General features: G+C 61.9%; 12 protein-coding genes. 5 read left to right on the top strand and 7 right to left on the bottom strand.

Annotation, left to right across the window (positions count from 1 at the left end):
- The first annotated feature begins 127 nt into the window (after positions 1-127).
- Together LQ232_RS04125 and LQ232_RS04120 are read left to right on the top strand one after the other, a co-directional pair.
- Positions 128-1,306 (top strand): hypothetical protein, encoded by a 1,179-nt coding sequence (locus LQ232_RS04125; RefSeq protein ID WP_230179104.1) that lies wholly within the window; start codon positions 128-130, stop codon positions 1,304-1,306.
- A 9-nt stretch (positions 1,307-1,315) separates the two neighbouring features.
- A complete protein-coding gene (locus LQ232_RS04120; RefSeq protein WP_230179103.1) occupies positions 1,316-1,720 on the top strand; it encodes a hypothetical protein in 405 nt (134 codons plus the stop codon).
- A 61-nt stretch (positions 1,721-1,781) separates the two neighbouring features.
- On the opposite strand, the gene LQ232_RS04115 is transcribed toward LQ232_RS04120, so the two are convergent.
- The 4 genes from LQ232_RS04115 to LQ232_RS04100 all read right to left on the bottom strand — a co-directional run bounded on the left by LQ232_RS04115 (position 1,782) and on the right by LQ232_RS04100 (position 9,368).
- Positions 1,782-3,329 (bottom strand): SpoVR family protein, encoded by a 1,548-nt coding sequence (locus LQ232_RS04115; protein ID WP_230179102.1) that lies wholly within the window; start codon positions 3,327-3,329, stop codon positions 1,782-1,784.
- Positions 3,326-4,624, bottom strand: a complete 1,299-nt coding sequence (locus LQ232_RS04110; RefSeq protein ID WP_230179101.1) for a YeaH/YhbH family protein — start codon at positions 4,622-4,624, stop codon at positions 3,326-3,328. The genes LQ232_RS04115 and LQ232_RS04110 overlap by 4 nt, the downstream gene beginning before the upstream one ends.
- 12 nt (positions 4,625-4,636) lie before the next feature.
- Entirely contained in the window at positions 4,637-6,559 is a 1,923-nt protein-coding gene (locus tag LQ232_RS04105) for a PrkA family serine protein kinase (protein WP_230179100.1), read from the bottom strand.
- A gap of 229 nt (positions 6,560-6,788) precedes the next feature.
- The gene (locus LQ232_RS04100; RefSeq protein WP_371820093.1) at positions 6,789-9,368 is read right to left on the bottom strand and encodes an ATPase, T2SS/T4P/T4SS family; all 2,580 of its coding nucleotides are present in this window, start codon (positions 9,366-9,368) and stop codon (positions 6,789-6,791) included.
- Between the two features lie 210 nt (positions 9,369-9,578).
- Here LQ232_RS04100 and LQ232_RS04095 point away from each other — a divergent pair, with 210 nt between their 5' ends.
- Genes LQ232_RS04095 through LQ232_RS04085 form a run of 3 tightly spaced genes read left to right on the top strand, consistent with a single transcriptional unit; the run spans position 9,579 to position 11,603 of the window.
- Entirely contained in the window at positions 9,579-9,878 is a 300-nt protein-coding gene (locus LQ232_RS04095) for a DUF2282 domain-containing protein (RefSeq protein WP_230179099.1), read from the top strand.
- 4 nt (positions 9,879-9,882) lie between these two features.
- A complete protein-coding gene (locus LQ232_RS04090) occupies positions 9,883-10,803 on the top strand; it encodes a DUF692 domain-containing protein (protein ID WP_230179098.1) in 921 nt (306 codons plus the stop codon).
- Entirely contained in the window at positions 10,800-11,603 is an 804-nt protein-coding gene (locus LQ232_RS04085; RefSeq protein WP_230179097.1) for a putative DNA-binding domain-containing protein, read from the top strand. Before LQ232_RS04090 ends, LQ232_RS04085 begins: the two co-directional genes overlap by 4 nt.
- Here LQ232_RS04085 and LQ232_RS04080 read toward each other — a convergent pair.
- From LQ232_RS04080 to tolQ, 3 genes are read right to left on the bottom strand one after another with little or no spacing between them, the layout of a single operon-like run.
- Positions 11,584-12,444: an energy transducer TonB gene (locus tag LQ232_RS04080; RefSeq protein WP_230179096.1), complete on the bottom strand. Its 861-nt coding sequence runs from the start codon at positions 12,442-12,444 to the stop codon at positions 11,584-11,586. The two genes, LQ232_RS04085 and LQ232_RS04080, sit on opposite strands and share 20 nt — an antisense overlap.
- Positions 12,441-12,881 carry a biopolymer transporter ExbD gene (locus LQ232_RS04075; RefSeq protein ID WP_230179095.1) on the bottom strand — a complete coding sequence of 147 codons (441 nt, stop codon included), beginning with the start codon at positions 12,879-12,881 and terminating at the stop codon, positions 12,441-12,443. The genes LQ232_RS04080 and LQ232_RS04075 overlap by 4 nt, the downstream gene beginning before the upstream one ends.
- Before the next feature lie 9 nt (positions 12,882-12,890).
- A complete protein-coding gene (tolQ, locus tag LQ232_RS04070) occupies positions 12,891-13,607 on the bottom strand; it encodes a protein TolQ (RefSeq protein ID WP_230179094.1) in 717 nt (238 codons plus the stop codon).
- Positions 13,608-13,609 lie beyond the last annotated feature (2 nt).

The following is a 13,609-nucleotide window of genomic DNA, read 5'->3' as shown; positions in this document are numbered from 1 at the left end:
TGGCCGTTTAAGTGGATGTTTGAACTGCGGCTGAACATAACCAATTGGAGCAACCATGCCTCTTTTCCGAGCGTCATCAAACACCCTCGTATCGCGCCCCTACCAAAAAACCTCCGGAGCCTCCTCCATGAAGCACTATCTGATCGCGGCGGCTGCCGCCACCGTCTGCAGTGCCTCCATGGCCGCCGATGGTCCTGAATTCAAATTCAGCGGCTTTGGCACGCTGTCCGCTGTTCATTCCAACAACGACGAGGCAGATTTCGTCGGTTCCATCTTCCAGCCCAACGGCGCAGGCAGGACCAAATCCTTGTCCTTCGCTCCAGACACCAAGCTTGGTGGCCAAGTCAGCGCGGTGTTCAACCCCCAGTGGTCGGCCGTGCTTCAGGTGGTGTCACAGCACCAGTACGACAACAGCTACAACCCGTTTGTCGAATGGGCCAATGTGAAGTACCAGGCCACAGACAAACTCAGCCTGCGCCTGGGGCGCGTCGCCACCCCGTCCTACCTGCTGTCTGAATCGCGCTTCGTGGGCTATGCCAGCCCCTGGGTCCGCCCTCCCCACGAGGCCTACGGTGTACTGGCCATCACCAGCAACGACGGCATCGACGGCACCTACCGCAGTGCGATGGGCAGTGCCAACAACACTTTGAGCGCCTACTATGGAACGAGCACCTCGAAGATTCCCAACGGGGGCAAATTTCAGGCGCATCCCGGCTGGGGCATCAGTGACTCGGTCGACATCGGCTCCCTGACCCTGCGCGCCGGGTACACCTCGGTCAAGCTGGACACCGACATCTCGTCCTTTGCGCCCCTGTTTGGAGCGCTCAACGCCTTTGCGCCGCAGTTTAGCCAGAAGTACGGTCCCAACAACTGGGAGTTGTCGGCCGTGGCCTTGGGTGCCAACTACGACCCTGGCAACTGGTTCCTGATGAGCGAAATCATCGAGTTCAAGGGCGACAGCCTTTTGTCGGACAGCACCACTTGGTACATCAGCGGCGGCTACCGCTTCGGCAACTTCACGCCCTACGTCACCGTTGGCGGCACCAAAGCCCACGTCACCCTCGAAACAGACCCAACCGCTGGCTCAATCGTCAACCAGGCGCTGGTATCGACCACTCCGACGCAACGGACCACCTCCGTCGGCATCCGCTGGGACTTCATGAAAAACATGGCGCTCAAGGCGCAATACGACAAGGTCAATACGGGTAGCAACTCCAATGGCAAGTTCGTGGTGCCTCTGGGCAACACGACGTTCAAAGGCAGCAGCGTCGATCTGATCACCGTCGCTCTCGACTTCGTGTTTTAAGGAGACCCCATGAGCCATCGCAAAATCGTCTCCATCCTGTCGGTGTTTTTTGCGCTGACAGGCGCGGGCCATGCGGCCGACATCGTTGCCATCGGCAACCCTTCGGCTGCGGCCATGACCAAAGATCAGGTCGCCGACGTCTTCCTGGGCAAGAGCCAAAGTGCGGTTCCCATCGACCAGGTGGAATCCTCCCCTATTCGAGCCGAGTTCTACAAGAAAGCCACAGGCCGGGATCCGGCCCAGATCAAGGCCCTGTGGTCACGGCTGGTCTTCTCCGGCAAGGCCCAGCCACCCAAGGAAGTGGCTGATTCGAGCGCCGTGAAAAAAGCAGTCGCGGCTGATCCCAAGGCCATTGGCTACATTGAAAAGAGCGCCGTGGATGGCAGCGTGAAAGTGCTGACAGCCATTGAGTAATCAGGCGATCTCATGAACAAGGGCCGCGAGTTGCGGCCCTTTTTTTTTGCCCTGCCAGTGTTCATTCCATCGACGCGGGCACCACCGTCCACTGCTGGCGAACATCGCCATCGCTGTTGACGCTTTCCATGTGCACCGGAAAGCCCCAAAGCCTCGCCACGTGCTTGAGCACCTCGCGCGTGCCATCGGCCAAGGGCCGGTTGCCCTGTTGCGTGTGTCGCAAGGTCAGGGAACGATCGCCCCGCAGGTTCACGCTCCAGACCTGGATATTGGGTTCGCGCGCGCTCAGGTCGTATTGACGTGACAAGCTCTCGCGCAACGCACGGTAGCCTGCTTCGTCGTGGATGGCCGACACCTCGTATTCCGGCTCGTCTTCGTCATCACGGATGGCGAACAGGCGAAAATCTCGCATCACTTTGGGCGACAGGAACTGCCCCACAAAGCTCTCATCCTTGAAGTTGCGCATGGCGTAGTCCAAGGTCTTGAGCCAAGCGTGGTCGCCCTTGGGCGCGCCTTCGGCCGAGCCGGCGAACTCGGGGAACCAATGGCGGTCTTCCTCCGTCGGGTGTTCGCAAATGCGCTTGAGGTCGGTGTACATCGCAAAACCCAGGGCGTAGGGGTTCAGCCCGCTGTAGGCGCGGTGCCCCACCGGCGGCTGGTACACCACATTGGTGTGCGACTTGAGCCACTCCAGCATGATGCCGTCGGTCAGGTGACCGTCTTCGTACATGGTATTGAGCAAGGTGTAGTGCCAGAACGTGGCCCACCCTTCGTTCATCACCTGCGTCTGCCGCTGCGGGTAGAAATACTGCGCCACCTTGCGCACGATGCGCACCACCTCGCGCTGCCAGGGCTCCAGCAGCGGGGCGTTTTTCTCGATGAAGTACAGGATGTTTTCCTGCGGCTCCGGCGGAAAGCGCCGCGCGCCATCGTCGTCGCCAATCTTGTCGACACGTCTTGGCAGTGTCCGCCACAAGTCGTTCACCTGTTGCTGCAGGTAAGACTCGCGCTCCTCACGACGCGCCAGCTCCTTTTCAAGCGACAGCTTGCTGGGGCGACGATAGCGGTCCACACCGTGGTTCATCAACGCGTGGCAGGAGTCGAGGATTTCTTCAACGGCGTCCAGACCATGGCGCTCTTCGCAGGCCGCGATGTAGTTCTTGGCGTAGACCAGGTAGTCGATGATGCTGGACGCGTCCGTCCACATGCGGAACAGGTAGTTGCCTTTGAAGAAGCTGTTGTGCCCGTAGGCCGCGTGCGCGATCACCAGGGCCTGCATGGCCATGGTGTTTTCTTCCATCAGGTAGCTGATGCAGGGGTTGGAGTTGATGACGATTTCATAGGCCAGGCCCATGAAGCCGCGGCGGTAGTTCTTCTCTGTCGCGATGAATTCCTTGCCGTACGACCAGTGCCGGTAGTTCACCGGCATGCCCACGCTGGCGTAGGCGTCCATCATCTGTTCAGCGGTGATGATTTCAAGTTGGTTGGGGTAGGTGTCGAGCTTGAAGCGCTCGGCCGTGGCGCGGATCACGTCGTGGTATTGCTCGATCAGCTCGAACGACCAGTCCGACGGGCCCGGCAGGGGATCGGGTCTCAAAATGGCACTCATGCGTCCACCCCTTCCTTCTTGAACAGTTCACGGAACACCGGGTAGATCTGCGAGGCGTCCAGCACCTTGCGCATGGCAAATTGCTTGTGCATTTCCGCCAGGCCCATGTACTCATCCCACAGGTTCTGCTCGGTTTGCGCCACTTGCACATAAGCAAAATAGCGCACCAAGGGCAGGATCTTGTCTTCCAGGATCTCTCGGCAACGGGCCGAATCATGGTGCCAGTTGTCGCCATCACTGGCCTGAGCCACGTACAGGTTCCACTCGTTGGTCGGGTAGCGGGCGGTGATGATCTCGTCGAGCAGCACCAAAGCGTTGGACACCACAGTGCCGCCCGTTTCAGTGGCGTGGAAGAACTCGTCTTCCGTCACCTCTTGCGCCTGCGTGTGGTGGCGGATGAAGACCAGTTCGATCTTGTCGTAGTGCCGGGTCAGGAACAAATACAGCAGGATGAAGAAACGCTTGGACAGCTCTTTGCGCTGCTCGTCCATCGAGCCCGAGATGTCCATCACGCAGAACATGACGGCCTTGGTGGTGGGCACCGGCACCTTGATGCGGCTGCGGTAGCGCAGGTCAATCGGGTCCAGAAAAGGAATGCCGCGCACACGGGCGCGCAGGTGGTCGATGCGGGCTTCAATCTCTTCGATCTCTTGGGCATGCTCACGCACCAGGGCGTCGTCGCCGGATTCGTCTTCGGCCCGCAAGGCGGCCAGGCGCTCTTCCAGCTCTTTCAGCTCACGGCGCACGCCGGCGCCCAGGGCAATGCGCCGGCCCAACGCGCCGCGCATGGAGCGAACCACGTGCAGGTTGCTGGCCGTGCCGTCGCTGGAGTAACCAGCGCGCTGGCTTTTCCACTCGGGGATCTCGGCCAAAGCGGTTTTGACCATGTTCGGCAGGGCCAGGTCCTCGAAGAAGACCTGCATGAACTCTTCCTTGCTGAGCGAGAAGACAAAGTCGTCCTCACCTTCGCCGGAATCGCTCGCCTCGCCAGAACCACTGCCCTGCCCGCCACCGCCCGGAGGCCGCTCGATGCGGTCGCCTTGCACATATTCGCGGTTGCCAGGGTGCACCACATCGCGGATGCCGCCCTGGCCATGGCTGAACACAGGTTCGGACAAATCGCGTTTGGGGATGGCGATGTCTTCGCCTTTTTCGATGTCCCGGATGCTGCGTCCATTGATGGCCCGCTGCACTGCATCGCGAACCTTGTCGCGGTAACGCCTCAGGAAGCGTTCGCGATTGCCGATCGACTTGTTTTTGCCAGCAAGCCGTCGGTCAATGATGTGTTGCCGCATCGGGACTCCGTTTTATGACGACTTTCGAACTCGTAAATACCATTCGCACAGCAGGCGGACCTGCTTGGCGGTGTAGCCCTTTTCAACCATGCGGTTGACAAAATCCTCGTGCTTCTTGACTTCGTCAGCACTGGCCTTGGCATTGAAGCTGATGACCGGCAACAACTCTTCGGTGTTGCTGAACATCTTTTTCTCGATCACTGTGCGCAGCTTCTCATAGCTGGTCCACAGCGGGTTCTTGCCGCCATTGTTGGCCCGTGCGCGCAGCACGAAGTTGACGATTTCGTTGCGGAAATCCTTGGGGTTGGAGATGCCCGCGGGTTTTTCGATCTTTTCCAGCTCGCCGTTCAGCGAGCCGCGGTCGAAGATTTCACCCGTGTCGGTGTCGCGGTATTCCTGGTCCTGGATCCAGTAGTCGGCGTAAGTCACGTAGCGGTCGAAGATGTTCTGGCCGTATTCGCTGTAGCTTTCCAGGTAGGCGGTCTGGATTTCCTTGCCGATGAACTCGGCATAGCGGGGCGCCAGCGACTCCTTGATGTAAGCGATGTACTTGGCTTCCAACTCCGCCGGGAACTGCTCGCGCTCGATCTGCTGCTCCAGCACATACATCAGGTGGACCGGGTTGGCGGCCACTTCGGCACTGTCGAAGTTGAAGACCTTGGACAGGATCTTGAACGCGAAGCGGGTGGAGACACCGCTCATGCCTTCGTCCACGCCCGCATAGTCACGGTACTCCTGCAGCGACTTGGCCTTGGGGTCCGTGTCCTTGAGGTTTTCACCGTCGTACACCTGCATCTTGCTGTAGATGCTGGAGTTTTCGGGCTCCTTCAGGCGGGTCAGGATGGCGAACTGCGACATCATCTTGAAAGTACCCGGGGCGCAAGGCGCTTTGGACAAGGACGAGGTTCGCACCAGCTTTTCGTAGATCTTGATTTCTTCGGACACGCGCAGGCAGTACGGCACCTTGACGATGTAGATGCGGTCCAGGAAAGCTTCGTTGTTCTTGTTGTTGCGGAAGGCTTTCCACTCGCTCTCATTGCTGTGGGCCAGCACCACGCCATCAAACGGAATGGCGCCAAAGCCTTCAGTGCCTTTGAAGTTGCCTTCCTGGGTGGCCGTCAGCAAGGGGTGCAGCACCTTGATGGGCGCCTTGAACATTTCAACGAATTCCAGCAAACCCTGGTTGGCCAGGCACAGGCCGCCGGAGTAGCTGTAAGCGTCAGGGTCATCCTGGGCGTAGGTTTCCAACTTGCGGATGTCGACCTTGCCCACCAGCGAGCTGATGTCCTGGTTGTTCTCGTCGCCAGGTTCGGTCTTGGCGATGCCGATCTGCTTGAGCACGCTGGGGTAGCGCTTGACGACGCGGAATTTGCGGATGTCGCCACCGAACTCGTCCAGGCGTTTGACGGCCCAGGGGCTGAGGATGCGTTGCAGGTAGCGACGCGGAATGCCGTATTCGGCTTCCAGGATGGGGCCATCTTCCGTCGGCTCGAACAGGCCCAGAGGCGATTCATTGACCGGGGAGCCCTTGATGGCATAGAAGGGCACGCGCTCGGCCAGTTGCTTGAGGCGTTCGGCGATGGACGATTTGCCGCCGCCCACCGGGCCCAGCAAATACAGGATTTGTTTCTTTTCTTCCAGTCCTTGCGCGGCGTGGCGGAAGTAGCTGACCACCTGTTCGATGGCGTCTTCCATGCCGTAGAACTCTTCGAACGCCGGGTAGATCTTGATGACCTTGTTGGCGAAGATGCGGGACAGGCGCGTGTCGTTGCGGGTGTCGATCGTCTGCGGCTCGCCAATGGCTTGCAGCATGCGTTCGGCGGCCGTCGCGTAAGCGGTTTTGTCGCGCTTGCAGATGTCCAAGTATTCCTCCAGGGAATACTCTTCTTCACGGGTGCGCTCGTAGCGAGCGGCGAAGTTACTGATCACGTCCATGCAGACCTCCGAACCATCGACACAAGCCATCGATGCTGGGGTGAACTGCCGGTAATCCGTCTGGTGGCCCGGCGCGAGCACACAAGCATCGCCATAACACCAAAGATCGCTGAAATCACCCCTTGTTCATACCCCGAATAACCAGAAGAAGACAAGGCAGATCTGTGACTTCATTGGTGCTTATCTTGCACCTTTTTCAAAGGCCGCGTGCGGCTTGGGCACAACAACATCAGGAGTTGCTGGTGGCGCGCACTTCTTCCATGCTGGTGATGCCCATCAAAACCTTCTCGATTCCGTCCTGCCGCAGGGTACGCATGCCCTCGCGCAAAGCTTGTTGCTGAATCTGTTCGGCGCGGCCACCGGTCTGGATCATGTGCCGCAATTCGCGGCTCATGGCCATCAATTCGTGCAAACCGGCACGGCCCTTGTAACCCGTCTGGTTGCAGGTGGGGCAACCGGGGTTGTGATACTTCATGAGCTTGCCGTCCTGGCCAAAGCGGCTCAACCAGTCCTTATAAACGTGGTCGCGGTCGAACTCGGGCACGTCTTTGGGCGACACCTGCAAGAAATCGCGCAGCAGGATGTCGACGTCTTCCTCGGTGGCGGGTTCGGCCACTTTGCATTTCGCGCACAGACGGCGCACCAGGCGCTGGGCCAGCACCACCAACAGCGAATCGGCGAAGTTGAAAGGGTCCAGGCCCATGTCCAGCAAACGGGTCACCGTTTCGGGCGCACTGTTTGTGTGCAGGGTAGAGAGCACCAAGTGGCCCGTCAGCGAGGCTTCCACGCCCATGCCGGCGGTTTCCTGGTCGCGCATTTCGCCCACCATGATCACGTCGGGGTCAGCCCGCAGGAAGGCGCGCAGGGCCTTGGCGAAAGTCCAGTCGATCTTGGGGTTGACCTGCACCTGGCGCAAACCGGGCTGCGTGATTTCAACCGGGTCTTCGGCCGTCCAGATCTTGCGCTCGGGCACGTTGATGAAGCTGAGCGCCGAGTGCAGCGTGGTGGTTTTGCCGGAGCCCGTGGGGCCGACGCACAGCACCAGGCCATAGGGCCGCTCCATGGCCTCTTTCAGGCGCTCCAGGTTGGTCGGGCTCAGACCGATCTTGTCCAGCGGCAGCGGCTTGGCCGAGGCCAGGATCCGCATGACGATGTCCTCCATCCCGTTGTTGGTGGGAATGGCGGCCACCCGCAACTCGATCTTGTGCTGCGGCACGAACTTGGCGAAGTTGATCTTGCCGTCCTGCGGCTTGCGGCGCTCGGAGATGTCCAGATCGCACATGATCTTGATGCGAGCGATCATGGCGCTGCGGTAGTTGGGCGGGAGCTCCAGGTAAGGCATGAGCACACCGTCCTTGCGGAAACGGATCTTGACCTTTTCCTTGCCGGGGTAGCTTTCGACGTGGATGTCGGAGACGCCCTGGGCGTGCGCCTCGATGATCATGGTGTTGATCAGGCGCACCAGCGAGTTGTCGCTTTGCTCGATGGGCGCCTCGTCCTCGCTGGATTCCTGCTGCTGCTTTTCCAGGTCCTCCATCAAGGAGCCGGAGCTTTGCGGCTCCATGTCGAAATCGGTGCTCGAATTGAGCGATGAGGCCCGGCCATAGGCGTCGGCGCTCACGTCGGCGCCGATCTTGCTGTACGCGTCCTTGATGGCGAATTCAAGCTGGGTGTGCTGGGCCAGCACCGGCACGATCTTGCACTGGGTGATGAATTCCAGTTCAGACAGGGTCAGGCGTTTACTGGGGTCTTCCACCGCGATGATCAGGTTGCCCTCGCGCAGCAGCAGGGGCACGGTCATCAGGCGGTAGGCCACCGTGAAGGGCACTTTGCGCAGCGCCTCGGCCTCGATCGGGAACTTGTCCAGGTCGACCAGCGGATAGCCCATCTTGCGGGCCAGGGCCGTTTGCAGATCGTGGCGCGACACCAGCCCCTGGGTGACCAGCAACTCGCCCAGCGGCACGCTGCGGTCGCGCTTTTGGCGCTCAAGGGCATCTTCCAGCTGCGCCTGGGTGATCATGCCCAGGGCGATCAATGCTTCACCGATGCGCACCATGGGCATCTTGCCCTGCTGCTCGATGGCGGCCAGCAATTGCTCGGGCGAGACCACCTGCTGGGTTAGCAGAATGTCGCCCAGCTTCTGGTTGCGCATCTGGCTTTGCACCTCGACCGCTTGCTCGACCTGCTCTTGCGTGACCGCGCTGGCGCCCACGAGGATTTCGCCGATTTTGCCACCGACCTCGAAAGCGCCCAGCACCTCGCGCCCGATGAAGAGGCGTTGCACGGCGCCTTCGTCACCCACCGGCGGAAACAGGAAGATGCCGAACTCGGTTTCCCGGTGACCCATGGTCTGGCCTTCGATCTGGCCGCCGGCCTTGAAGGTCACCCTGAAATCGACACTGGCGCGGTGCCCCAGCATGGAGGCGTGGGGGTCCTGCCCGTCCGCCGTCTTCTTGGGTTTGAGGGGGTTGGTGAGCAACAGGGTGCGGAACTGGCCAAAACGCAAGGCCATGGTGGTGCGCGAAGGCGGCACCTGGATGTGGGCCACTTCCTCGTCGGGCACGAAGAAACTCAGGCGCCCCTTCATGATCCGGCCATTGAGGCCTTCGATCTCGCAGGCTTCGTGTTCGGTCTGCTGCCGGGCGGCGGGATAGGTGGCAAAAGGCGGAGTGGGCCAGAGGAACACCCCGCTTTCGTTGTCGATCATGGACTGATCCTGGTCTGCCGAATCGGCCGACCCGGGCGAGCCTGACTCGAGCTGGCTCAAGGCACCCTCCCAGTTCAACGGCGGCAATGGTGAATCAGACATGACACTCCTAACGTTCCACGTCCCGACGGTGGTCGTGAATGATTGCCATGCTATGAAATCGCCTAGGATCTTGAAACTGGCATATGAGGCAGTTTTTCACGGCAAATGAAAATCAGGGGCCCGGTGTCAGATTTCTGGACATTCACCGACCAAGAAATCGGCGGCCACTGCAACCGCCGCACCGTCAACCACTTCTTTGGAGTCTACAAAATGAACCAACGTCAACTGCTGTCTTCTGCCCTCGCCTCGGTCATGGCCTTGGGCCTGGTGTCCCAGGCTTCGGCCGACATGGGCGCCGAAAAAGGCAAGGAAAAGTGCTTCGGCATCGCCAAGGCAGGCGAAAACAGCTGCGCCAACCTGTCGGGTAGCCATTCCTGCGCTGGCCAGGCCTCGGTCAACAAGTCCCCGGACGAATGGAAACTCGTGGCCAAGGGCACTTGCGCCAAGCTGGGCGGTCTGTCTGCCGAGGAAGCCAAGGTGGCCTTGGCCAAACAAGCCGACAAGAAGTAAGACAGTGGGGACCGCGCTTGGCGGCGGACTGGCCGGCATCGGCCTGCGCCAGCCGCACTACCAAGCCTTGATGGCGCAATTGCCGCCCCTGGGGTTTGTGGAGGTCCACTCCGAAAACTTCTTTGGAGACGGCGGCGCCCCCCTGGCCGTGCTGAGCGCCGCCCGGGAACATTACCCCGTGAGCCTGCATGGCGTGGGGCTGTCACTGGGCTCGGCCTGCGGCCTGGACGCCCGGCATTTGGACAAATTGGCACGGCTGGTGGACCGGATTGAGCCCGTCCGGGTGTCCGACCACGCCTGCTTTGCCCGCGGCGCGTGGCTGGGCGGTGACACGGTGCATGCCAGCGACCTGCTGCCTGTCGCCTTCACCCCTGCCTCTTTGGACATCCTGGTGCGCAACGTGGAGCAGGTGCAATCGCGCCTGCGGCGTCCCATCTTGCTGGAGAACCTGTCTGCTTACCTGAGCTATGCCGACGATTGCATCCCCGAGCCGCAGTTCATGGCCGAGCTGTGCCAGCGCAGCGGCTGCCAGTTGCTGCTGGATGTCAACAACCTGGTGGTGAACGGGCTGAACGCCACGCGCCAAGCCCGTTCGGGGCTTGATGAGGCGTCCCTGGTCGAAGACCTGGCGGCGGCTGGCGCCCACGCCCTGGCGTTCATCCAGGCCCTGCCGCCCGGCGTGGTGGGCGAGGTGCATCTGGCCGGTTTCCGGATGCCCACAGCGGCAGGCCAGCTGGTGGTAGACGACCACAGCACCGAGGTGCACGCCGTGGTGTGGCAGGTTCATGCCGCCGCCATGCAACGCTTTGGGCCACAACCCACGCTGATCGAATGGGACACCGACCTGCCTGAACTGGAGGTGCTGCTGGCCCAGGCCCACCAGGCCGATGCATTGGCCGCTGATGTGATGGCAGCCCGCCCATGAGCGCATTAGAAGCCGAGGCTGAAGGCCAACGCCAAGCCTTGGTGTTGCAAGCCTTGTGGCGCCTGCCGGCCGATCCTCCTGCGTGGGGAGAGCATGGGGAGCGCTTGCAGCTGGGATTGGCCGCCTACCAAGGCAACGCCCGCGCAACGGCCGAACGCGTCCTGGCCGCCGCCTACCCCACGGTGCAGGCCTTGCTGGGCGCGGAGGCCCTGGCACTGTTGGCCAGGCAATTGTGGCAACACCACCCTCCAAGCCAAGGCGACCTCACGGCATGGGGACGCGCCTTGCCCGAGTGGCTCGCCCATTTGCCCGAAGTGCGCGACTGGCCCTACCTGCCGGATTGCGCCCGCCTTGATTGGGCCCGGCACACCGCCGAGTCGGCCGAGGACGCGCCCTTTGAACCAGATTCGCTGGCCTTTCTGGGCTCGCACGACCCTGCCCACTTGCAGATCCAATTGCGCCCTGGCTTGAGCCTGGTCCGATCAGACTGGCCGGTGGTCGCGCTGTGGCAAGCCCACCAGACCGCCGACCCCGTGGAACACCTGCACCAGGCCTTGCTGAAACCACACGCGGAAACCGCCGTGGTGTGGCGCCCGCAATGGCGTGCCGAGGTGCTGGCGCTGCCTGATGCCTGGGTGGACTGGATGAGCGCACTGGCGCCCTCCACCACCCGGCCGCTGCCCTGCCTGTCGACCATGCTGGACAGTGCCCCCGAGGGCTTCGACCTGGGTCAATGGCTGGCGCTCGCCCTTCAACATGGCTGGATCTGGCGCGTGGGCATCACCGATCGCGCGGGCTGATGCCGATCTGGAAGACTGTGTCCGGCAAGCGGCCCCGTTCATCGAAAGGCAGTGAACGCGTCTTGTCGATGCCATCCAGCACGGCCTTGTCCCAGGCGGGCGAGCCGCTGGGGTCCAGCAGGCGGCGCGACAGGATGGTGCCATCGGGCGCGCAGCGGATCTCCACAAAGGCCGTGGGATTGCCGCTGCCCTCGTCCATCAGGAAGGTGATGTTGGGGATGATGCGCGCCCTGAGCTTGCCCACGTAATTGGCCGAGGGGCCGGCGGAGTGCTCCGACGTGCCCAGCGAGCCCAGGTCTTTCATCATGCGCTGCATGGCGGCCTTGCGCTGGGCCTCGCGCTCGGCCGTCGACACTGTGGGCGTGGTCGGTGGCGCGGCAGGGGTCTTGGGCTTTTTGGCAACCACCGGCGGCTCGTTGATGAAGGTTTCCTTGGGCGGCGGCGCTTTTTTCTTGGGCTTGGGTGGGGGCTCCACCTTGGCCACGGGCGGCAGAGGCTTTTCTTTCTTGCGCTTGGCCTTGGGCACGGGTGCGCTGGGGATGTCGGCCTCGGGTTCTGGCGCCGGTTCGGGCTCGACCTGCGCCACAGGGGGTGGCGGTGGTGGAGTTTCTTCAACCGGGGTGGGTGGCGGTGGCTCTTCGGCTGGCGCGGCGGCCTTGGGCACTTCGGCCCAGACTTCGGCCTCGGCGATCATCGGGGTGTGCGTCCGCCAGTTCACGCCAAAGGCCAGGGCCAGCACCAGCAGAAGGTGCGCGGCCAATGCCAGGGCCATGCCCAGGCCCAGCGTGTCCTCGGCCTTGGGCCGAAACACCTCCGCGCGCGCCATGGCCATGCCGCTCATCCTCCGGTCGTGTGCACCGTCAGCCCGACGCGGGCCACGCCTGCACGTTGCAAGGTGTCCATGATCTTGAGCACAGCGTCGTAGCGCACGTCCTTGCGGGCGCTGATGATGACGGGGGCCGCGGTCGGGCCGCCCGCCGTGCTGTCCTGGGCCGCCTTGACGCGCTTGGTCAGCTCGGCCAGTTTCATGCTGCCACTGTCTTGCTGGTCAATGCGCAGGCTGACCTGCTCCCCCTCGCCCACCACCACCTCAATGACCTTTTCAGGTGCCTGCTTGGCTTTGCCCACGCTGGGCAAATCAACCACGCCCGTGGGCATCAAGGGGGCACTGACCATGAAGATGATCAGCAGGACCAGCATGACGTCGATGAACGGCACCATGTTGATCTCGTTCTTGGTGCGCCGGCCGCGCCCGCCTCGCCAATTGCTTTGCGCCATGGCGGGACCTCAGCGAACGTTGGTTGCAGGGCGGGCGGCTTCGGCACCGGCCGCAGGCTGCGTGTTGCGCGCCAGGATGTTGGAGAACTCCTCGATGAAGGACTCCAGGTGGGTGGCGATGCGGTCGATGTCGCGCGAGAAGTTGTTGTAGGCCAGAACGGCCGGGATGGCCGCGAACAGCCCGATGGCCGTGGCCACCAGCGCTTCAGCGATGCCGGGGGCCACGGTGGCCAGCGTCACCTGCTGCATGTTCGACAAGCCCGTGAAGGCGTGCATGATCCCCCACACGGTGCCAAACAGGCCGATGTAAGGCGAGACCGAGCCCACCGAACCCAGGAAGTCCAGGCGGGCTTCGATGACGTCCATTTCACGTTGGTAGCTGGCGCGCATGGCGCGGCGAGAACCTTCCAGCAAACTGACCACATCAGTCACCCGGCGCTCGCGCAGCTTCAGGAACTCGCGCATGCCAGCCGCGAAGATGCGCTCTTGTGGCGACGGCGGCCCGGTGGCCCGGGAAGCGTCTTGGTAAAGTTCTTGTAAAGTGCGACCCGCCCAGAATTCGCGGTCGAATTCTTCGTTGTCGCCCTTCAGTCGCTTAAGGCCAATGGCTTTGCCGAAGATGATGCTCCAGCTGGCCAGCGACACCGCCAACAAAAGCACGAGCACGATCTGCACCACCACGCTGGCATGCTTCACCAATTCAATGATGGACAAGTCTTGGTTCATGG

Origin of the sequence: Aquabacterium sp. CECT 9606 (genome assembly GCF_918741295.1) — a bacterium.
In the GTDB taxonomy this organism is placed as follows: domain Bacteria; phylum Pseudomonadota; class Gammaproteobacteria; order Burkholderiales; family Burkholderiaceae_C; genus Aquabacterium.
This window is presented reverse-complemented; position numbering and strand designations above follow the sequence as displayed.